Genomic DNA, 20,212 nt, shown 5'->3' with positions numbered 1-20,212 from the left:
AGTTGAGGCCCGTATATTTGGGACTTCCTTGGAGAGGTGGCTGAGCGGTCGAAAGCGCTCCCCTGCTAAGGGAGTATACCCTAAACAGGGTATCGAGGGTTCGAATCCCTCCCTCTCCGCATTTTCGCTTTTACGCACATCTGTGGATAAATCCCTCTTTAAACGCTCAAATGCGGCCCCTTTGGGGTCAGTCACCTTGCTCATCTATACGCTTGACACTAGAATTTCAGTCGCGAACTCCTTTTAATTGTTTCAATGCCTTTCGCTTTCGAAAATCTCCATTGTAGTTGTTTATTCCGATAGAGCAATATTAGTTTCCACCAGCCAGGGCAGGCACCTAAAAGGGCCGAAAATTTGGTTACGCCTAAGATGATATCCCGTATCCGCGCCACCGGTTGAAATTATATTTCCTTTATTGATTGAGTAACCGGTAGCATCTCCATTGCAGTAAACGATATAATTATTATCTAACCGAGATTGTGAATTACCATTGGCATCATATATGTATCCTTCTTGATCCAGGTAGTATCCAGTATAAATTAGCTGCATTGTTGTAAATGTGAGTTATGTCTAAATTTAATTAACGCTGTTTAGTAGATGATATAATTTTGACCAATTTTAGTTTCTCTCATGATTCTTTCCTGTGGGGGAAAGGATTACAAGTGTGTCAGGAATTCGATGGAAAGTAGATAAAGGCTAACACTAACAATTTGGTCTCAAGAGTTGTGTTCTGTCGAATTGTGAGTCTCGCAATAACCCTGAGCCCCAAAGTACCCCGTTTTAAAAAGGAACTATCACGGGAAAGTAAGCTACTGCATTTAAGTGGTAGCTTTTTTTATTTTAAAAATAAAATGCTTCTAAGTTCTCTTCCTGAATACTGGGTTCCCGTAATCATCTTTTTCGCCCGTATTTGTGATGTAAGTATGGGCACCATCCGTATTATTTTTATTTCACGCGGGATGAAGATAAAAGCAGCACTGTTGGGATTTGTTGAAGTGCTTATCTGGATTATGGTTGTTACACAGCTCATTCAACACTTGGATTACTGGGTGAATTATATTGCTTTTGCAGGAGGATTTGCAGCTGGAAACTACATGGGCATAACGCTTGAAAACAAATTGAAAGTGGGGACGGTGATTACCCGAGTGATCACAAACAAGCCTGCTAATATACTAATTGAGCAGCTAAAAGAAGCGGGGTTCATGATTACACGGCTGGACGCATATGGTGGTGAGGGCCCAGTAGAAATTATTTTCATGATCGTGAAAAGGAAACGATTGAGTGAAGCAGTCCAGATTATAGAATCTTTTGATGCCGATGCTTTTTACTCTGTCGAAGATGTGAAATACTCAAGTGGTGAGAGTACTGATAAAATGCCTTTTCCAATGACGAATCGAAGTGCATTTGACAGGCTGTTAAGGGTGCGAAAGGGAATCTAGTTAGTTCATTAGATAAGCGGAATTACTCTCCATGCAGTGTCACAACGAGCCTGCGCCGCCCGCCGTGATTTCGGTGTTCACAGAGGTAAATGCCTTGCCAGGTCCCCAGATTAAGTTCCCCATTTGTTATGGGGATGCTTAGAGAAGAACCCAACAAAGAGCTTTTGATATGTGACGTCATGTCGTCAGGACCTTCCAGCGTGTGTTCGTACATGGAGGTATCCTCGGGTACCATCCGCTTAAAATGGGTGAGAAAGTCCCGGCGCACTGAAGGGTCGGCATTTTCATTGATCGTCAGACTGGCACTGGTATGCTGGATGAAAATATGGGCAATTCCGGTGTTGATCTGCTTGATTTCGGGAATTTGCTGTAACACCTCATCCGTGATGATGTGATAGCCCCGAGATTTGGAAGAAAGCCTAATTGTTGTCTGATGCCACATAAATCTATTTAGTTTTTTGGAACGCGGATAAAGCAGTTTAGACTGATTACTCACGGAATAAAAATAAAATCTGTGAGGAACTGTCGAATCCGTGTTACCTGTGTTCTATGATTAACCAAATATGCCTTGGATCGCTCCGCCATCATGGCTGATCGTCTGACCGGTGACATAAGAAGCATGGGGAGAAAGAATCCACGCGGCAAGGGAGGCGAACTCTTCAGGCTTGCCAAATCGACCGACCGGGACACCTGCTTCCATCTCCTGGCGGACTTCTTCGAGCGACTTCCCGCTGTCGTCGCTTCTCTTTTTTATCACGCGATTGATGGCTGGAGTATCGTGGGCGCCGGGAGCCAGCACATTCACTGTGATCCCTTTTCCTGCAACTTCTTGCGACAGGGATTTGGCAAATCCAACCACTGCGGCGCGGTAAGAATTACTCAATACAAGCGAAGGAATCGGCTGCTTTACTGATTTACTTTCAACAAACAAAATACGGCCGTAATCACCGGCAGTAAAGTAAGAGACCAGGCGCAAAACCAGCTCAATTTTCCAGCGCATGACAGATTCATAGGCCTTGTCCCAGTCATAGAGTGCGGTTTCAAGTGGAGTAAGAGCGGGCGGCCCTCCCGAATTAATGACCACCCCGTGTAGTGTACTATTCCCAATAGCCGATTCAATTTCATTGTGCGTTTCATCTTTGGTTAAGTCGCCCACAACAACGGCCACTGCTTCCCCGTATTCCTTTTTTAACTCATCCAGCTTCTCTTTGCGCCGGGCCACAGCAATAATCGATGCCCCCTCATCGAGAAGTTGTTCAGCAATAGCCCTGCCAAAACCGCTGCTTGCTCCACATACCAAAAAACGCTGATTATCTATTTTTAAATCCATAAGATGTTAAATGTAAATTTGATTAGGTATAAAATAGTTTTATAAAACCCTGCGGATTTCGAACTCATGCCGTGAAAAGTCACTCTTATTAATTCCAAATTCAAGGTGCGTTTTTGGAACCAAACAGCCCAAAAGCCATCTAACTTATCTGGACTTCAGGGTATACGGACCTGTTAAAAAAGTTAAATATTAACTTATTTGTTTGACATCTTGCACTTTATCCTAATATTAAGTTTTTCATAAACTTATGTGGTGGGATTTATACTAAACCTGTATTCATTGAGCAGTAGCCTGGTTTATACGTTCATCTATCAAATCATCAATTAACATTAAGCTGAAAAGGAGAATCTGAATGAGCTCATACAAAAGAACAAAATTAGTAAAAGAGCGATTTTATGTGCTAAAACAGTTGTTAATACCTTTCGTGTTCGTCGGATTGTTTACGCTGCAAGCAGAGGGACAGGATCTTGATGTCCCTTACGTGCCTACACCTCAGCCCGTTGTGAACAAGATGCTCGAGGTCACCAATGTTGAGCCCGGGGATTATGTCATTGATCTTGGATCAGGAGATGGCCGTATCGTTGTAACGGCTGCCAAGCGAGGGGCAGTGGGGCATGGAGTTGACCTGGATCCCCAACGTATTTCTGAGGCGCGTGCCAATGCCGAGAAAAATGGCGTTGAAGATCGGGTTGTTTTTCTACAGGAAGATATTTTTGAGACCGATATCCGTCAGGCCTCTGTTATAACCATGTACTTGCTGACGAGTGTAAATCGCAAGTTGCGCCCCCGCCTTTTTGAAGATCTGCGCCCGGGAACCCGCATCGTTTCCCACAGTTTCGATATGGGCGACTGGGAACCCGACAGCACAATGAGAGTGGAGAGCTCAACCGGAAGAAATCACACCATTTATTACTGGATAATTCCAGCCGATGCCAGTGGCGAATGGAGCTGGGATGTAGAAGGAGATAATTTCGACCTATCTGTCAGCCAGCAGTATCAGAAGATCGATATTACGCTGCAAAGAAGTGGCAGCAGCCTTGAGACCAATCACGCAGTGGTCAAGGGGCAACGGATCAGTTTTACCGCTACGGACGGTAGTCAGCGATATGTGTATAGCGGTCGTATCGAAGGGAACAGCATCACTGGAACGGTTCAGATTCATGATGGTGAAAATGATCGTGTTCTAGACTGGTCGGCTACAAAAAACTAGGACGGTTAGTCAATTGTTTATTGGTCTAGTGGTTATTGGTTGAGGCTATTTGCAGGATCTTTTGCCAAAACAACTAATAACCATTAACCAATAACTCGGAATTTGGAGCAGTATTTCACAGATCTGCTGAGTTTCAGCTAACATTATAACATTTCTGTTTTAACAGCTTTAAAAAACTGACGTATGAACAGAATCACCCGCGATGGTGGTGCACCACAACCGGTTTTTTCGAATCTAAACGCCGTGGCGGTCCTTGTGGGTATTGTGATTGGGATCGGAATCTTCCGGCTGCCACCGCTCGTCGCCAGCAATGCCGGTAGCGAATTTGAGTTTTTGGCTTTTTGGGTTGCCGGTGGTGCCATCTCTCTGATTGGTGCGTTATGCTATGCCGAACTCGCTGCTGCCTACCCTGATGCGGGCGGAGAATACCATTTTTTAAGCCGGGCATACGGTTCCTCGCTGGGATTTCTGTTTTCCTGGGGAAGAATGACGGTGATACAAACGGGATCTATCGCCCTGGCCGGCTTTATACTGGGAGATTATGCAAGCAGGGTGCTACCGTTGGGAAGTTACAGTTCAACCATCTATGCCGCACTCACTGTGATAGGATTAACAGCACTTAATTTATGGGGAACGAATCCCTCCAAGAAAACCCAGAATATTGTTACAACCGTCATAGTAGTGGTTCTCCTGTTGGCGGCATTCTTGGGAATTACACAGGCCCTTCCGGCAAAAGGGAGCTTCACTTCCCCTGATACGGGAACTATGGGTGCAGCCATGATTTTTGTGCTGTTAACCTACGGCGGATGGAACGAAGTTTCTTACCTGTCTGGCGAAATTAAGAATGTGAAGCAGAATATGGTTCGGGTTCTGGCCGCCGGGATTGGCGTCATCACATTGATATATGTGTCCGTTAACTACGCTTTTCTGCACGTCTTGGGGTTGGAAGGCCTCCGAAACACGCAGGCAGTTGGAGCCGATCTTACGGCCGCTATATTAGGATCCGGGGGAGCGATACTGCTCTCATTCATTGTAATTATTGCAGCTCTTTCCACCGCTAATGCAACCATAATAACCGGTGCAAGGACCAATTACGCCCTGGGACGAGATTTCTCATTCCTCAAATTCCTGGGAACGTGGAGTCCAGATCACAATACACCAGTGAATGCTTTGCTGGTGCAGGGAGGGATAGCACTGTTGCTGGTAGTGTTGGGTGCCGTAACCGAGGATGCAGTCTCCACCATGGTGGATTATACTGCACCCGTTTTCTGGTTCTTCTTTATGCTTACCGGCATTTCCCTCTTCATATTCCGATTTAGAAATGGTAGTGATGATCGTCCCTACAGCGTCCCCTTTTACCCGGTAACTCCCATTCTGTTTATTCTCACCTGCCTTTATATGCTCTACTCAAGCCTCACCTTCACCGGGATCGGCGCCCTCTTTGGAGTGGGCATTCTTCTCGTGGGTATTCCCGTTTTGTTGATAGGGAAACTTAGGTAAACCCGGTGCTCAGCCACGATGCTCAGCGTCGAGACCTTAATTACGCTCTGCTTAAAGTAGACGCTAAGTTGTCTACAGCAGAGAAAACAACCATCCGCTGTTGATTACAAAAAAATAATATCACTTCTATAATGAATTCAGCAAATAAAACCTTATTTTGCGCGTCTTTTGAATTTTACTATAAACGATAGCCACAGCTTTTCGAAGTACGGCATCGTCTCTAAAAGTCTTACATTTTACTTATGTCTCAGGATATCAGAAATATAGCAATCATAGCACACGTCGATCACGGCAAAACAACACTCGTTGATCAGATGCTGAAACAGAGCGGTACCTTCCGCGAAAACCAACAGGTGCAGGAGCGGGTAATGGACTCCGGCGACTTGGAGCGCGAAAAGGGAATCACCATCAGTTCTAAAAACACCGCGGTGAAGTGGAAGGATACCAAGATTAACATCGTGGATACCCCCGGCCACGCCGATTTTGGCGGGGAAGTGGAGCGAATTATGAAGATGGTAAACGGCGTGATCTTGCTGGTTGACGCCGCCGAAGGTCCGTTGCCACAAACCAAGTTTGTACTGCGGAAGTCATTGAGCCTGGGATATCAGCCCATTGTGGTTATCAACAAAATTGATCGCAAGGACGCCCGTCCCGACGAGGTATTGAATGAGATCTTTGACCTCTTTGTGATGTTAGATGCAAGCAATGAACAGCTCGATTTTCCGATCCTGTATGCCGAGGGGATCAACGGCATTGCCAAGCACGAGCTGGAGGATGACAACGACGATCTCACGCCGCTTTTTGATACCATTCTCGAACATGTACCGGCTCCTGAGCGTGAAACAGATGAGCCTTTCAAGATGCTGGTCAGTGCCATGGACTGGAATGACTATGTGGGACGTATTGCGATCGGCCGGGTAGAGCAGGGGACGATCGAGGAGAACCAGGAGATTGCGCTGGTCAACCGCAAAGGAGAACTGAAGGAAAAAGCCAAGGCTACCAAGCTCTTTACCTTTTCAGGATTGGGCCGCGAACCGGTGGAAAAAGCGGAATCAGGTGATATCTTTGCCCTTGCGGGATACCAGAAGATTGATATTGGGGACACGTTAACAGCCACCGAAGAGATGAGCCCGATTGAATATTACGACATCGACCAGCCGACCATGGCGATGTATTTCCGGGTGAACGACTCCCCGTTCTCCGGGCGGGAGGGCGAATATGTCACCTCCAACCAGCTTAAAGACCGGCTGATGCGGGAGATCCGGACCAATGTGGCTATTAAGGTGGAACAAACTGAGAACCCGGATGTGTACAAGGTATCGGGTCGGGGAGAGCTGCAGCTGGCAATTTTGACCGAAACCATGCGGCGCGAGGGTTACGAGTTTGCCGTATCACGGCCCGAAGTGCTTTACAAGGAGATTGACGGCGAACTACATGAGCCCTTTGAAGAAGTTGTAGTGGATGTGCACCAGGATTACAGCAACCGTGTGATCGACAACCTGCAGCAGCGCAAGGGAATTATGACTTCGATGACCCAGGAAGGTGACAACAACCGGCTGATTTTTAAAGTGCCCTCACGTGGACTAATCGGCTTTCGTGGTGAAATGTTGACCGAAACGCGCGGTACAGGCATTATGCACCAACAATTCGATGCGTATGAGCCGCACGCTGGGGAAATTCCGGGACGTAACCAGGGGGCGCTCATCGCACTTGAAAAAGGTGAAGTGACCAGCTATGCCCTGGAGGGACTCAAAGATCGGGGTACATTTTTCGTTGAACCTGGCGATCCTGTTTACATGGGACAGGTAGTCGGGGCCAACAAGCGAAGTGACGACTTGGTAGTGAATGTGGCCAAGAAGAAAAACCTGACAAACCACCGGGCCACACAGTCCGCTGATGCAGTCAAGATTGATCCGGCCAAGAAGATGAGCCTGGAACAGCACATAGAATTTATTGCAAAGGATGAACTGCTGGAGGTAACACCCAAAAACCTGCGTATCCGCAAGATGTACCTGGACCACAACGACAGGAAAAGAGCGGAAAAGAAATCTGCAGTATTAAGTTGATTTAATCCTGTCCATAAAAAATAAGCTTAAAAGAGGGATTGGGATGCAGCTCAAAAGCAGGGGCTGGCAGGTAGATGCTATTAAAAACATCACCCATTATCCGACCAAATGCCGTTTTTTGAGGAAATATTTCTTTGAAATCCAAGCTTAGGCTGAGATGGTAGGAAAGATATGAGGGATCTCTGGCCGTTGATGGCCAGTCGTTGAGCGAAACACCCACGGCAGGTTGAATAAAACGTGGCCAGTATGGTTGTAATTTTGAGGGGAGAAGATCCCACATTCGCATACTCAACCAATAGCTTTGGCCATTGTAGTCTGCAAGTTTTCTATTTTGGAAGGCTGGTTGCCGGTATCTGGTTTCTGAAGGATAATACATCCATCTGACATTAAACCGTTGAAGAAAATCACTGTTTTCGCGGGCTAAGAACCATCCAATCCCCACAAGATTACTAAGTTGGTCATATCGATCAAATCCGGGAGTAATCCACCCGTCCTTTAGTTCGATAAGCGTCTGTACCGTAAGAGCTAAACCAGAACCAAGGAGTATAGATTTGTTGCGACTCAGTCCTGAGAGTTCGTACAGTCTTGAAATAGCCATAGCTTGTGTCTTTGAAGCGTAGAAGTGACCTAGCTTGTCAAACCCCTTGGCATAAAAGTGTTCACCATAATGAAAAGGAACTTTTGGGCTGCTCCACCAGCGATCCTCAATGTACAGAAACAGACCAGTATAGGAAACTGCTAGTCCTCCGGAGATAGCAGAAAATGTATTCCAGTCAATCTCTGACTTTTGAGTGAGCTGAGGGGCTAGTGCGTAATATCCGGAATTCAATACATTATTTAGCTGGAGTGGTGAAGTTTGCAATGCATGAATAGCATTTTGATAGCTATTTGAGACTAAGTGATCTGTCCAGGATTCATTTAAAAATAGATTGTTGTGTGAAAACGTACTACTGGATCCTGCTTGCGCGAAAGCTGTATATAGATGCACGAAGAATAGGTTCAACAACAAACATAATGTAAAACCTATTTTTTTATCGTATATAAAGGTGATTTTGATTGTATACATATGGCTACAAGTAAAGCGTTAATTGATGCGAATAGAACATATTATTGATGATATTCTAGTACGTAGCATCTCTTGTGAAATTCAAATATATGTGACCTTTTGAAACAATTAAGAACCTGCCATTAAAACTGATTTACAGAATCCTTAATGAATCATAACCAATTAAAAATACTCCATTTATCTATAAATTTATACTATCATTTTTTTAGAAAAATTTAAGTAGATATATGTATTCAAAGAAGGAGAAGTCACGGTCCCAGCAATTAGCTGATATACTCGATCAGAAATTTAGCATTCCGGGTAGTGATATAAAGTTTGGGATTGACCCCATCTTGGGATTATTGCCTGGTATAGGTGATTGGGTCGGTGGAGTCTTGTCACTTTACTTTCCAATCCACGCAGTCATGTTGGGAGCCAGGGTATCCATACTGCTGCGCATGTTCCTATATATTTTGGTAGATATTATTATCGGGGCTTTACCACTGCTTGGCGAAATTTTTGATGTGGCGTGGAAAGCTAACCTGCGAAACGCAGAACTGTTGGAGCAACTGCAACAAAATCCTGATGAATTGGCCACCGAGAGCAAGATCTTGCTGTGGGGACTCCTCATTCTTTTTATCACGGTGATACTTGGGTTTTTATGGCTCATCGGCTGGATTCTGGCCCAGATTGTTGGGGCGTTATTATAGGTTTTACAGATAAATATCAGGTGGGGAACTAGTGCCTTGTCAACCCTGAACATTCGGGTATAAGGAACGCAGATGAGGGTGATGGTGCGGATCACCGCGGAATTATGGTTTAAGGAATAAATAATCTTACCATGACTATCCGCATAGATCAGTACCATCTGCATTATCCGTGTTTCCCCGTTAGCAAAATGTGATTCTCTTATCTCAATCTCACGTTAAGTAAGTATTTGTTAGATCTTTATTTCGAATCCATGCAACAGAACTAACCGCAAACCAACATATACCACAAGTATAGCCGTTAAAACGCCCAAAATGCGAAGATTAAATTTCTCATTAGACAGATAGGAACCGATACTTCCACCAAGTACTACACCAATAATCAATTGAAAAATTAGGTGCTGATTGAGATGGAATGTACCCGCCATGGTCAATCCAATTACCCCGGAAATTGAATTTACAAGTATAAAAACCGAGGCTAATGAGGCAATTGTGCGGGGATTTTGCCAGCTTGTCAGATTTAAAAGAGGAGAGAGATAGATACCACCGCCAATCCCTGATATACCGGCTAATAGTCCAATACTGCCACCCAAAGATATTTTTTTGGGGAGGTTAAACTCTTTTGACTCAAGTTTGTAAGCTGTAAATTTTAGTATCAGGAAGGCGCCCGCCATAATTAGTGCCGATCCTAAAATAAGAAAGAAAGCTTTCTGGCTTAAGCGAAGTTGCGCACCCAAATAAGCCATTGGAATACTGAAAACAAGGAACGGCCAGAATTTTTTTATGTTGAAGACACGGTTTCTAATAAAAACGATAGTCCCAATTGTAACGACGCAAATATTCAGAACAAGGGCTGTAGATCTTATTTCATAAAAATCGCTTAAGAATAAACTCAAAATTGCCAGGTAACTGGATCCACCGCCGAAACCAACGGAACTGTAAAAAAGGGCTATTAGGAAGAAAATATAGGGTAGGAAATCTATATTCATTTTTGGGGATTGCTTTTCAAATCAAAATGCATGGAATTTTCGAAGGGAGGGAAAATCGAAAGGAGGTTTTATATCCTCAAACGGCCAGAAATCCCGGGATGCTTCCCTAAAAACCTCCTTTATTATCATTTCCCTCTTCTGTTCATTGAGAATGCCCCCAAGACATAAGATTGGGCTTATCCGTTAGCTCAATGTTTTCTTCCGGTAGGCAATAAAAACAGCGTAGATTGCACCGGTCGGTTATTGAGATTCGCAGATATGCGTGTGCTCGCCTAAAGTCGTCTACAATTTGCGATGTCAAGTCAATCATCTATTGATTTACCTTCCATTGGTGGGATTCGTCTTCAAATATTTCTTTGCCGAAAATGGGCACCTTTTCCTTGATTTCATCAACCAGAAACCGGTTGGCTTCTCTGGCAGCTTTACGGTGTGCAGAGGAGGTGAATACGAAGAAACACAATTCCCCTGCTTTGACGGTACCTAAACTGTGGTAAATATGGGCACATGTCAGGTCATATTTCGAAAAAGCTTTTTCCCTGATCTTTCCGAGCTCCTTCTCAGCCATTTCTTCGTACGCCGTATATTCGATTGCAACCACAGTTTTACCATCCACATCATCAGCTCGTACTTGGCCAAGAAATATGCTGTGGCCCCCAATACTCGTTTTCGATTGGTGCTTCGCAATAGAGTTCGAAATTTTTTCAGGGGGTATTGCTCCCTGCACAAAAACGTTCTTAGGCATAACAGGTACTCCTTTTAAGATTAATTAAATGGCTATTTCCTGGATCCATTTTTTAAAAACCGTAGCCTCACAACTTCTAAGTCTTCTATTTTGCTATCCTCCGGCGAACGGGGGTAAGAAAGCGATTTCATCTCCATCTTTTAATGAACCCGATGGTCCCAGGGACTGGTTGACGGCAATTTGTAGAGACTGATTATCTGAAAGTTCATATTTCGAGAAAAAGTATTCCTTAATGTCTTCTAAATTCCACCCTTCTCCATCCAGAGTGATAATTTCTTCTTTGGTACCGGTTTTTTCCGCAATCAAACCGAAATATTTAATCGTCAAGGTCATACTAAAAGTGATAAGTTAACTAGTGCCACTTTAAGCATTGGGTTTTGAACTTCCTGGAGAACGCGGATGACACCGATAATGTCGTTCTACACGGATCGAATTTATTTTTATAAATACTCAGCAACAATCCGCATAAGTCAGTGTCATCTGTGTTCTAGGAAATCCGAATTTTCCAGGTTGACATAGCACTAGGGTCTGTTAGCATTATCTTTAAGCTGTTCATAATCTTCTGAGGTATCTATATCAAAAGAGCCTTTCTTGAATGGTACTTCTTCGACTTCCTCACTGTTTTGGATAATAATTTTTTTAGCTCCCACATCACCGGATAGCTCCTGTAGTTCCGGGAAAAAATGTTTCTGGAAAATAGCAGGAACGCCAACATTTTGCTTATAACAACATGCTGTGATACGTTGGTTTCTATTATTATGCTTATCAATTAAGTCTTGGATCAGATCAGTGGAGACAAAGGGCTGATCGGATAGAAGGAAGAGGATGCTATCGAGCGATGCATTCAATTTTAAAGACTTTGCAACTCCCACACGGATACTCGAGGCAATTCCTTCAGGCCAGTCCTTATTATAAATAGCTGTGACATTTACGAGGTTGGTGGCGTCCCGGATTTGATCGGCATACGCGCCGAGTACCAACACAGAGGGATTGAATTCAAAAGGTGTAACAGTATCAATAATATGCTGCAGGAGCGTTTTGTTTTGATACTTTAGGAGCTGTTTGGGTCGGCCTAATCGACTGGATGAACCGGCCGCCAGGATAACTGTCCCTATGTTGATTGACTCTGTCAAAGTGATATCTCCCTAAATTTACGATTCTCCTTGTTGTGAATAGAACCTTCCAATTCGCGAAGGCTCCGGATGTCAGAGTCGGTTAGTACTCCCTGGATCTCCGAAAGTATTGATAGACCGATCTCTGCTGGATTTTCAGCCCCCAGCTGTAATCCAACAGGAGCATAAATTTTGGAGTATTGCTCTTCTGACAATGTAATGCCGTCCTCTTCCAGGTCATCCAGCATTCGCTGGTATTTTTTATTAGGTCCCAAAATGCCGATGTACGGAACCTGTTCCTCATTCAATAGCAGCTTAAGCACATCCAGGTCATAGTTGTAATTGTGCGTCATCAGCACGAATGCTGTTTGCTCATGAATTTCGATATTATCCAGGAGCTCTCCAGGATTGGTCACGATAACCTGGCATGAATTAAATCGCTTTTTATTGGCGTGCGTTGGCCGACCGTCTGCCACAATGATATCCCATCCCAACGGTTCCGCCATTCGGGACAAGACCTGGGCATCGTTGCCTGCGCCGACTAACACTAAACGAGGCGGCGGGGATATGACTTCGACAAAAGCATGTTGCGTATCCTTTGTTGAGCGATACTCTCCAAAATGATTAATCCGTTTCTTCAGTGAATTCCGGGCAACTGATGTAATCTTTTCACAGAGCGCCTGATCATCAATCTGGCCCGTGATGTTTGATTGTTCATCCACCAGTAATACAATACCTGCTTGATGTTTGGTTTTATCGAGATTAAACAGCGACACGAGGGCTACCGGCTGATCGGCATGCTCCGCTTTTCGCAACAGTTCGATAGGATTATTTTGCTTTTCGGGGTCAATCGGCTCAAACAGTACCTGTATAATGCCATTGCAGCCCAGCTGTACGCCGATGACAGCATCATCCTCATCGCTGGTATCGTAGGTAATTAATTTGGATCTGTTTTGATCCAGAGCTAGCAGGGCTTTTCTCAGGGCATCTCCTTCCAGGCATCCCCCGCTGATAGCCCCGGTCATGAACCCATATTCATCTACAAGCATCCGGGCCCCGGCGGCTCGGTAGGAAGATCCTTCAACATGAACGACGGTTGCCAATACACATTTGTGCCCTTCATTTCGGGCTTCATCGTAAGACGATATAATAGCTTCTATTTCTCTCATTGGGTAAGCAGCCTTAATTGAGGGATGATCTCCTTTATATCACAGATGGCATGCTCGATCTCATCTTCCGTAGTGAACCGGCCCAGTCCCACCCGAATTGTGGAAAATGCGAGCTCATCAGAATGACCGATCGCCTTGAGAACATGGGAGGGTTTTTGCGTTGCCGAAGTACAAGCCGATCCTTGTGACACGGCAAGATTTTTTAGTCGCCGGAGAAGGTTACTCCCGTCAATGTTTTCAAATGAAATGCTTGTCATGTAAGGTAATCTATTTTCTGAGGCCCCATTAAACAGGACGCCATCAATTTCTGCTAATTCAGATTCCAATTTATCCCGTAATAGACGCAAGCGCTTTGAATCTGATTCCATTTGATCAGCACATATTTCACATGCTTTCCCGAAGCCCACAATTGCCGGTACATTCAAGGTCCCGGGTCGCAATCCTTTTTCCTGCCCACCACCAGTAAGAATAGGGGAAATCTCCGGCTTGTCGTCTTTGCTTATATACAGAGCTCCTACTCCTTTTGGTCCGTACAGTTTATGTGAAGAAAAGGCAATCATGTCTACATCGAGCTCCTGCACATCAACCGGGATTTTCCCAACTGACTGGGTAGCGTCAGACAAGAATGGAATGTTCTTTGACTTGGTAATTTGGGAAATTTCTTTAAGGGGATGGATCGTTCCGATTTCATTATTGGCGTGCATCAAACTCACCAAAATAGTTTTATCTGTGATGGCTTCTTCCAGTTCCCTGAGGTTAATGGAACCGGACGCATCAACCTGAAGGTAGGTGACCCGGTATCCATCTTGTTCCAAACTTTCACAGGTATCCAGTACGGCTTTGTGTTCCGAAACGCAGGTTATGATGTGATTTCCTTTATCACGATTTGCCTCACAAAGACCTCTTATAGCCAGGTTGACAGCTTCTGTAGCCCCGGATGTGAAATAAATTTCATTGGCCGTGGCCCCGATTAAATCAGCAACTTGTTCTCTTGCCAGTTCAACCGCTTCTTCAGCTTCCCAGCCAAAGGTGTGATTATGGCTCGAGGCGTTACCAAATTTATCAGTAAAATATGGTAACATAGCATCCACGACCTTGGGATCAACAGGCGTTGTTGCGTTATAGTCCAAATAAATTTTTGTGTCGTTACTCATAGGTAGATGAACTCACAATATTAACTTATCTCAATGCAAAATATGGAATTGCTACAAAAAATGGACGGAGAGTTAAGAGAATCATGCTACCTGTATTTTTCAATTTCTGTTCATCAACCCGGCCATAAATCTGATTCAAATTAGCTGATTCTCGTTACAATTCCCTATGTCCCTCAGAAGTTATGGATAACTCAAATTAATCTGAGCTATCCCATCCCGTAAAACCGGGCCTTCTCTTTGAAATAGGGGGTAAACACTTTTCTAAGCTCTTGGTGATCATCCTCTTGCAGATTGGGATCATGGTCCATCAGCTTCCAGGCCGCGGATTTCGCCCGCTCCAGGATACCCTCGTCTTCTACGATATCCGCTACCTCAAAATCGGGTAGTCCGCTCTGTTTGGTACCCAGGAAGTCGCCGGGCCCACGGAGTTTGAGGTCGGCCTCCGCAATTTCGAATCCGTCGTTGGTTTTCGCCATCGTTTGCAGCCGGTATCGACCCTCTTTGCTGATTTTTTGTCCCTGCATGAGCACGCAATAGCTCTGCCTGGAGCCCCGGCCGATACGTCCACGCAGCTGATGGAGTTGTGAAAGCCCAAACCGCTCGGCGTGTTCAATAATCATAATGTTGGCGTTAGGCACATCCACGCCAACTTCGATAACCGTGGTGGAGACCAGGATTTGAATTTCGTTGCTAATGAATTGCTGCATTACGTCATCCTTCTCCTCCGACTTAAGTCGGCCGTGCAGCAATCCTACATTGTAATTTGGGAATTGTGATTTGAGGTTTTCAAATCCCGCGGTTGCATCCTTCAAGTCCATCGCCTCCGATTCCTCAACCAGCGGGTACACCACATACGCCTGTCCGCCGTCCGCTAGTTCACTTTTCATAAATCCGTAAATATCCTGCCGGTTTGTATCCCGGCGTACGGCAGTCTTTACGGGCTTACGTCCCGCCGGCAGTCCTTTAATGATAGAGATATCGAGATCGCTATAAAGTGTCATCGCCAGCGAGCGGGGGATAGGGGTGGCCGACATCACCAAAACGTGAGGATGCGATCCCTTCTCCAGGATTTCGGCGCGCTGTTTTACCCCAAAGCGGTGCTGCTCATCTATTACCGCCAATCCCAGGTTGTTAAATGTCACTTCATCCTGGATGACGGCGTGCGTGCCCACGACCACTTCACAGTTTCCCCCTTCCACATCCGTCAGGATGTCGGTGCGCAGGCCTGCTTTTTGGTTGCCCACCAGCAGTCGAACGTTAATATCCAGCGGGTCAAGGAATTCGGTGAGCGTGCGATAGTGTTGTTCGGCAAGGATTTCGGTCGGTGCCATGAATGCTGCCTGGTAGCCGTTATCGAGCGCCATCAGGATAGCACCGATCGCCACAACGGTTTTCCCCGACCCCACATCGCCCTGGATCAGGCGGTTCATCTGCTGACCGGCCCGGACATCTTTTTTGATATCGGCAAGAGCCTCTTTCTGCCCATCAGTAAGTTCAAAAGGAATAATTTCATTAAAAAACGTAGTAGTGTACTCACCCATTTCCGTAAACAGGTGGCCATTCTGCTTCTCAATAATAGTGTGCTTCATCTTGGCCACACTGAGTTCAAACAGGAATAGCTCTTCGAATTTGAAGCGCTCCCTCGCTTTCTTGTATTCCTTTTGGCTTTCAGGGAAGTGTACCATCCGGTAGGCCTCTTTTCGTTCTGGGAGATTTTGTTCCTTTAATATATGGGTGGGAATGAACTCGGGCGGCTGATGGGTATTTAGGATGGTGCGCTGCCACTGGTTGATCAGCTTGCTGGTGATATAGCTTTTGGAAAACGCCTTGTTGCTCGGATACACCGGCATGATCCGGGTTAAATCCTGCAGATCATTTTTATCTCCCACCTTGTCGGTATCAGGGTGGGCCATTGAGACATACTTCCCATACCGTTTGGCTTTCCCGAAGAAGGCATAAATCTCACCCTCTTTAAATGCCCGTTTAAAATAATGTACCCCCTTAAACCAAACACCTTTCATAGAGGCAGTATCATCCTGTAAGATGACTTCAAGACGTTTTTTGTGACCGTACCCCGCCTCCTGAATTTTTTTTATTCGACCTACGACGGTTACTTCTTCTCCTTGCCCCTTGAGGTTCCGGATAGGGAGTACCGTCGTACGATCCAGGTACCTCCGGGGAAGGAAATGGAGCAGATCGCCGATACTCTCAATACCACTCTTTGACAGGGCGTTGAGGCGCTTTGTATTCAATTTTTTTAGATCGAGTAGCTTCAATTGATATATCGTTCTATATCAGTTAATCGAAAAAAATGGAACTTTCAGACACTTTTGTTGTTGCTCTGGCAGCTTTCTAAAGAAAAAGGGAAATATAGTAACTTTTCAGGGGAATTTATTTGCATAAGAAGCATGATAATCCTTACCTTTGGCAACTCTTGTTTGACTGAATAACAAATAAACTATAACAACGTGCCTACAATACAACAACTCATACGCAAAGGTAGAAAAAGTAAGACGAGCAAAACAACTGCTCCTGCCTTAGAAGGATGTCCACAAAAGCGTGGCGTCTGCACTCGTGTTTATACTACTACGCCTAAAAAGCCAAATTCGGCATTGCGTAAGGTGGCTCGTGTGCGATTGACTAACGGTATGGAAGTAACTGCCTATATTCCTGGCGAAGGGCACAACCTGCAGGAACACAGTATTGTGTTGATTCGTGGCGGTCGGGTTAAGGACTTGCCTGGTGTTCGTTACCACATTGTGCGGGGTACTCTTGATACGGCCGGCGTTGAAGACCGCAAGCAGGGTCGCAGTCTTTATGGTACCAAGAAGCCAAGATAAGTTGTTCGTCATTTAGAATTTAACCTGAACAGATATGCGAAGAAAGACAGCAGAAAAACGTACTGTACAACCAGATCCGGTTTTTGGAGATAAGCTGGTTACACGTTTTGTGAACAATCTGATGAGAGATGGCAAGAAGAATATTGCAAGAAAGATTCTCTATCAGGCTTTTGAGATTATTGAAGAGAAAACAGGTGAAGAAGGAATTGAGGTATTTAGGACGGCTCTCGACAATGTAACTCCTGTCGTTGAGGTTCGTTCGCGGCGCGTTGGTGGTTCCACTTATCAGGTTCCTGTTGAGGTTCGGCCTGATCGCGGGACATCTCTCGCAATGCGCTGGGTTATTAATGCGTCCAAGAGTCGCAATGATAAATCAATGGCACGCAGGCTCTCTCGCGAGCTGATGGATGCGTCTAATAATGAGGGCGGTGCGGTACGTAAGAAGGATGAGGTTCACCGCATGGCTGAGGCGAATAAAGCATTTGCCCACTTTAGGTTCTAAAAGTGTTTAAGTGTTCAGGTGTTAGTGTGTTTTGGTTTAGTACGTTAACACATATGCACATCAACACTTATTTGATACATAAGATTTTTTGATATATAGTAAATAACACCATGGCAGAAGCAACGAAACAAGTAGATCCGAAAATACAGGACAAGATACGGCGTACCCGGAATATCGGGATTATGGCCCATATTGATGCGGGTAAGACAACTGTAACCGAACGTATTCTATATTATACCGGTCGGAGTCACCGAATGGGTGAGGTTCATGATGGTGCTGCTACAATGGACTGGATGGACCAGGAGAAAGAACGTGGTATTACCATTACATCTGCAGCAACTCATTGTGAATGGAAGGATCACCGGATTAACATTATTGACACGCCAGGACACGTCGATTTTACTGTTGAGGTTGAGCGGTCGCTCAGAGTCCTTGATGGTGCAATCGGCGTTTTTTGTTCTGTAGGGGCAGTCCAGCCGCAGTCAGAAACGGTATGGCGCCAGGCAAATAAGTATAATGTGCCTCGTATGGCGTTTGTGAATAAGATGGATCGTACCGGGGCTGATTTTTACAACGTGATTGAGCAGATGAGGAATAAGCTCAATGCAAATCCAATTCCTATCCAAATTCCCATTGGTAAGGAAGACGGTTTCCGTGGTGTTGTAGATCTTATTAATATGCGCGGTATTGTATGGGATGATGAGTCTCTTGGTGCCAAGTACGAAGAAATTGATATTCCTGAAGATCTGCAGGAGAAGGCTGCTGAGTATCGAAAGATTATGCTCGAGTCTATCGCAGACCATGATGATACGCTTATGGAAAAGTATCTCATGGAGGAGGAGATTACGGAAGAGGAGATTGAGAATGCGATTCGAATTGCAACGGTAGAGCAGGATATTACGCCCGTACTGTGTGGTTCCGCATTGAAGAACAAGGGTATTCAGATTTTGCTCGACAAGATTGTTGAGTATATGCCGAGCCCATATGATATCCCGCCTGTGTCTGGTAAAGATCCTCAAGATCACAGCATAAAGATGGAGCGTGCTCCTCGTGTAGATGAACCGTTCTCTGCACTTGCGTTCAAAATTATGACCGATGAATATGTCGGTAAGCTGACATTCTTCCGTGTTTATTCGGGAGAACTGGAAAAAGGTTCTTATATCTATAATGCAACCACTGGTAAAAGAGAACGTGTTGGGCGAATCCTTGAGATGCATGCCAATGACAAGAAGGATCTCGATGTGGTTCGGGCCGGTGATATTGCAGCAGCAGTAGGTGTGAAGGAAGTAAGGACAGGAGATACTTTCTGCGATGTTGACGAGCCCATACTGCTCGAAGAAATTACGTTTCCGGAGCCGGTAATTAAGCTGGCGGTTGAACCCAAGTCCAAGGCTGATGCTGAGAAGCTCACTACGGGACTGGTAAAGCTGGCTGAAGAAGACCCTACTTTCCAGGTTGAGACTGACGAAGAAAGTGGGCAAACAATTATTGCTGGAATGGGTGAGCTTCACCTTGAAATAATTGTTGACCGCCTGAAGCGCGAATTCAAGGTAGAAGCAAATGTTGGTAAACCCCAGGTTTCTTATCGAGAAACGATTACCACAAATATTACACACCGCGAGACCTACAAGAAGCAGTCTGGTGGCCGTGGTAAGTTTGCTGACATGGAGTTTGAAATTGCTCCGCTTGATTACTTTAAAGATGAATATGAAGAGGATGACAAGAAGGTAAGTGTCGATGAAGGCTTCATGTTTATTGATGAAATTGTGGGTGGTAACATCCCGAGGGAATTCATCCCTTCTGTTGAGAAAGGTTTTAAAGCCGCTATGAAGGGTGGAATTCAAGCAGAGTATCCTGTCCAGAATGTTGGATTCCGTTTGTATGACGGATCATACCACGATGTTGACTCCGATGCCTTTAGCTTTGAGCTTTGTGCCAAGCTGGCATTCCGGAATGCAGCACGTAAAGCTAAACCCAGTATCCTCGAACCTGTAATGGATGTCGAGATTATTACTCCCGAAGAATATATGGGGGATGTAATTGGCGACCTCAACGGGCGACGAGGAATTATTGGCAAGATGGATAACAATCCTGAAGGATCGGTAGTAACTGCAAAAGTTCCTCTTTCTGAGATGTTCGGTTACTCTACTGACCTGCGTTCTATCACTCAGGGTCGCGCTGTTTACTCAATGGAATTTGCTGAGTATGCACCGGTTCCTGACGCAATTGAGAAAGAAATTTTAGAATCAAGATCTTAAACATCATTAAATAAAATCTGTTATGGCAAAAGAAACCTTTCAGCGCACGAAGCCGCATGTTAATATTGGAACGATTGGTCACGTGGATCACGGGAAGACGACCCTGACGGCGGCCATTACGACGGTCATGGCCAAGCACTACGGCGGGG

General features: G+C 45.1%; 19 protein-coding genes and 1 tRNA gene. 10 read left to right on the top strand and 10 right to left on the bottom strand.

Annotation, left to right across the window (positions count from 1 at the left end):
* Positions 1-30: 30 nt before the first annotated feature.
* Positions 31-119 (top strand) — tRNA-Ser (locus NC796_RS23275).
* Positions 120-851: 732 nt separating this feature from the next.
* Entirely contained in the window at positions 852-1,439 is a 588-nt protein-coding gene (locus NC796_RS23270; RefSeq protein ID WP_310688218.1) for a DUF2179 domain-containing protein, read from the top strand.
* A gap of 22 nt (positions 1,440-1,461) precedes the next feature.
* On the opposite strand, the gene NC796_RS23265 is transcribed toward NC796_RS23270, so the two are convergent.
* Together NC796_RS23265 and NC796_RS23260 are read right to left on the bottom strand one after the other, a co-directional pair.
* The gene (locus NC796_RS23265; RefSeq protein ID WP_310688217.1) at positions 1,462-1,881 is read right to left on the bottom strand and encodes a secondary thiamine-phosphate synthase enzyme YjbQ; all 420 of its coding nucleotides are present in this window, start codon (positions 1,879-1,881) and stop codon (positions 1,462-1,464) included.
* Between the two features lie 111 nt (positions 1,882-1,992).
* On the bottom strand, positions 1,993-2,769 hold the full coding sequence (locus tag NC796_RS23260) for an SDR family oxidoreductase (protein ID WP_310688216.1): 777 nt from the start codon (positions 2,767-2,769) through the stop codon (positions 1,993-1,995).
* A 352-nt stretch (positions 2,770-3,121) separates the two neighbouring features.
* Between NC796_RS23260 and NC796_RS23255 the strand changes: the two genes are divergently transcribed.
* The 3 genes from NC796_RS23255 to typA all read left to right on the top strand — a co-directional run bounded on the left by NC796_RS23255 (position 3,122) and on the right by typA (position 7,545).
* The gene (locus NC796_RS23255; RefSeq protein WP_310688215.1) at positions 3,122-3,979 is read left to right on the top strand and encodes a 50S ribosomal protein L11 methyltransferase; all 858 of its coding nucleotides are present in this window, start codon (positions 3,122-3,124) and stop codon (positions 3,977-3,979) included.
* A 183-nt stretch (positions 3,980-4,162) separates the two neighbouring features.
* The gene (locus NC796_RS23250; RefSeq protein WP_310688214.1) at positions 4,163-5,479 is read left to right on the top strand and encodes an amino acid permease; all 1,317 of its coding nucleotides are present in this window, start codon (positions 4,163-4,165) and stop codon (positions 5,477-5,479) included.
* Between the two features lie 242 nt (positions 5,480-5,721).
* Positions 5,722-7,545 (top strand): translational GTPase TypA, encoded by a 1,824-nt coding sequence (typA, locus tag NC796_RS23245; protein ID WP_310688213.1) that lies wholly within the window; start codon positions 5,722-5,724, stop codon positions 7,543-7,545.
* A 1-nt stretch (position 7,546) separates the two neighbouring features.
* Here typA and NC796_RS23240 read toward each other — a convergent pair whose 3' ends face one another.
* On the bottom strand, positions 7,547-8,611 hold the full coding sequence (locus tag NC796_RS23240) for a DUF2279 domain-containing protein (protein WP_310688212.1): 1,065 nt from the start codon (positions 8,609-8,611) through the stop codon (positions 7,547-7,549).
* A 227-nt stretch (positions 8,612-8,838) separates the two neighbouring features.
* On the opposite strand from NC796_RS23240, the gene NC796_RS23235 reads away from it, so the two are divergent.
* Positions 8,839-9,300 carry a DUF4112 domain-containing protein gene (locus NC796_RS23235; protein ID WP_310688211.1) on the top strand — a complete coding sequence of 154 codons (462 nt, stop codon included), beginning with the start codon at positions 8,839-8,841 and terminating at the stop codon, positions 9,298-9,300.
* A 230-nt stretch (positions 9,301-9,530) separates the two neighbouring features.
* Here the strand turns inward: NC796_RS23235 and NC796_RS23230 are convergent, their stop codons facing one another.
* The 7 genes from NC796_RS23230 to recG form a co-directional block, all read right to left on the bottom strand.
* The gene (locus tag NC796_RS23230) at positions 9,531-10,286 is read right to left on the bottom strand and encodes a sulfite exporter TauE/SafE family protein (protein WP_310688210.1); all 756 of its coding nucleotides are present in this window, start codon (positions 10,284-10,286) and stop codon (positions 9,531-9,533) included.
* A 310-nt stretch (positions 10,287-10,596) separates the two neighbouring features.
* Entirely contained in the window at positions 10,597-11,028 is a 432-nt protein-coding gene (locus NC796_RS23225) for a molybdenum cofactor biosynthesis protein MoaE (protein ID WP_310688209.1), read from the bottom strand.
* A 93-nt stretch (positions 11,029-11,121) separates the two neighbouring features.
* Positions 11,122-11,361 carry a MoaD/ThiS family protein gene (locus tag NC796_RS23220; RefSeq protein WP_310688208.1) on the bottom strand — a complete coding sequence of 80 codons (240 nt, stop codon included), beginning with the start codon at positions 11,359-11,361 and terminating at the stop codon, positions 11,122-11,124.
* Positions 11,362-11,549: 188 nt separating this feature from the next.
* On the bottom strand, positions 11,550-12,161 hold the full coding sequence (locus NC796_RS23215) for a nucleotidyltransferase family protein (protein WP_310688207.1): 612 nt from the start codon (positions 12,159-12,161) through the stop codon (positions 11,550-11,552).
* Positions 12,158-13,309, bottom strand: a complete 1,152-nt coding sequence (locus NC796_RS23210; RefSeq protein WP_310688206.1) for an XdhC/CoxI family protein — start codon at positions 13,307-13,309, stop codon at positions 12,158-12,160. The genes NC796_RS23215 and NC796_RS23210 overlap by 4 nt, the downstream gene beginning before the upstream one ends.
* A complete protein-coding gene (locus tag NC796_RS23205; protein WP_310688205.1) occupies positions 13,306-14,463 on the bottom strand; it encodes a cysteine desulfurase family protein in 1,158 nt (385 codons plus the stop codon). Before NC796_RS23205 ends, NC796_RS23210 begins: the two co-directional genes overlap by 4 nt.
* Positions 14,464-14,669: 206 nt before the next feature.
* A complete protein-coding gene (gene recG / locus NC796_RS23200) occupies positions 14,670-16,739 on the bottom strand; it encodes an ATP-dependent DNA helicase RecG (protein ID WP_310688204.1) in 2,070 nt (689 codons plus the stop codon).
* 192 nt (positions 16,740-16,931) lie between these two features.
* Here recG and rpsL point away from each other — a divergent pair, with 192 nt between their 5' ends.
* From rpsL to NC796_RS23180, 4 genes are all read left to right on the top strand, one after another.
* Positions 16,932-17,303: a 30S ribosomal protein S12 gene (rpsL, locus tag NC796_RS23195; protein ID WP_310688203.1), complete on the top strand. Its 372-nt coding sequence runs from the start codon at positions 16,932-16,934 to the stop codon at positions 17,301-17,303.
* 34 nt (positions 17,304-17,337) lie between these two features.
* On the top strand, positions 17,338-17,805 hold the full coding sequence (rpsG, locus tag NC796_RS23190) for a 30S ribosomal protein S7 (protein ID WP_310688202.1): 468 nt from the start codon (positions 17,338-17,340) through the stop codon (positions 17,803-17,805).
* A 110-nt stretch (positions 17,806-17,915) separates the two neighbouring features.
* On the top strand, positions 17,916-20,063 hold the full coding sequence (gene fusA / locus NC796_RS23185) for an elongation factor G (RefSeq protein WP_310688201.1): 2,148 nt from the start codon (positions 17,916-17,918) through the stop codon (positions 20,061-20,063).
* 22 nt (positions 20,064-20,085) lie between these two features.
* Positions 20,086-20,212 (top strand): GTP-binding protein (locus NC796_RS23180; protein ID WP_310688233.1); only part of this gene is annotated, 127 nt, incomplete at its 3' end.

This window comes from Aliifodinibius sp. S!AR15-10 (assembly GCF_031569985.1).
In the GTDB taxonomy this organism is placed as follows: domain Bacteria; phylum Bacteroidota; class Rhodothermia; order Balneolales; family Balneolaceae; genus JAMQKA01.
This window is presented reverse-complemented; position numbering and strand designations above follow the sequence as displayed.

Coding starts and splice junctions, on each gene's coding strand:
- NC796_RS23260 (WP_310688216.1), bottom strand. CDS start 2,769: ATGGATTTAAAAATAGATAATCAGCGTTTTTTGGTATGTGGAGCAAGC.
- NC796_RS23240 (WP_310688212.1), bottom strand. CDS start 8,611: ATGTATACAATCAAAATCACCTTTATATACGATAAAAAAATAGGTTTT.
- NC796_RS23255 (WP_310688215.1), top strand. CDS start 3,122: ATGAGCTCATACAAAAGAACAAAATTAGTAAAAGAGCGATTTTATGTG.
- NC796_RS23220 (WP_310688208.1), bottom strand. CDS start 11,361: ATGACCTTGACGATTAAATATTTCGGTTTGATTGCGGAAAAAACCGGT.
- NC796_RS23235 (WP_310688211.1), top strand. CDS start 8,839: ATGTATTCAAAGAAGGAGAAGTCACGGTCCCAGCAATTAGCTGATATA.
- NC796_RS23270 (WP_310688218.1), top strand. CDS start 852: ATGCTTCTAAGTTCTCTTCCTGAATACTGGGTTCCCGTAATCATCTTT.
- fusA (WP_310688201.1), top strand. CDS start 17,916: ATGGCAGAAGCAACGAAACAAGTAGATCCGAAAATACAGGACAAGATA.
- NC796_RS23205 (WP_310688205.1), bottom strand. CDS start 14,463: ATGAGTAACGACACAAAAATTTATTTGGACTATAACGCAACAACGCCT.
- rpsG (WP_310688202.1), top strand. CDS start 17,338: ATGCGAAGAAAGACAGCAGAAAAACGTACTGTACAACCAGATCCGGTT.
- NC796_RS23230 (WP_310688210.1), bottom strand. CDS start 10,286: ATGAATATAGATTTCCTACCCTATATTTTCTTCCTAATAGCCCTTTTT.
- NC796_RS23225 (WP_310688209.1), bottom strand. CDS start 11,028: ATGCCTAAGAACGTTTTTGTGCAGGGAGCAATACCCCCTGAAAAAATT.
- typA (WP_310688213.1), top strand. CDS start 5,722: ATGTCTCAGGATATCAGAAATATAGCAATCATAGCACACGTCGATCAC.
- NC796_RS23265 (WP_310688217.1), bottom strand. CDS start 1,881: ATGTGGCATCAGACAACAATTAGGCTTTCTTCCAAATCTCGGGGCTAT.
- NC796_RS23250 (WP_310688214.1), top strand. CDS start 4,163: ATGAACAGAATCACCCGCGATGGTGGTGCACCACAACCGGTTTTTTCG.
- NC796_RS23210 (WP_310688206.1), bottom strand. CDS start 13,309: ATGAGAGAAATAGAAGCTATTATATCGTCTTACGATGAAGCCCGAAAT.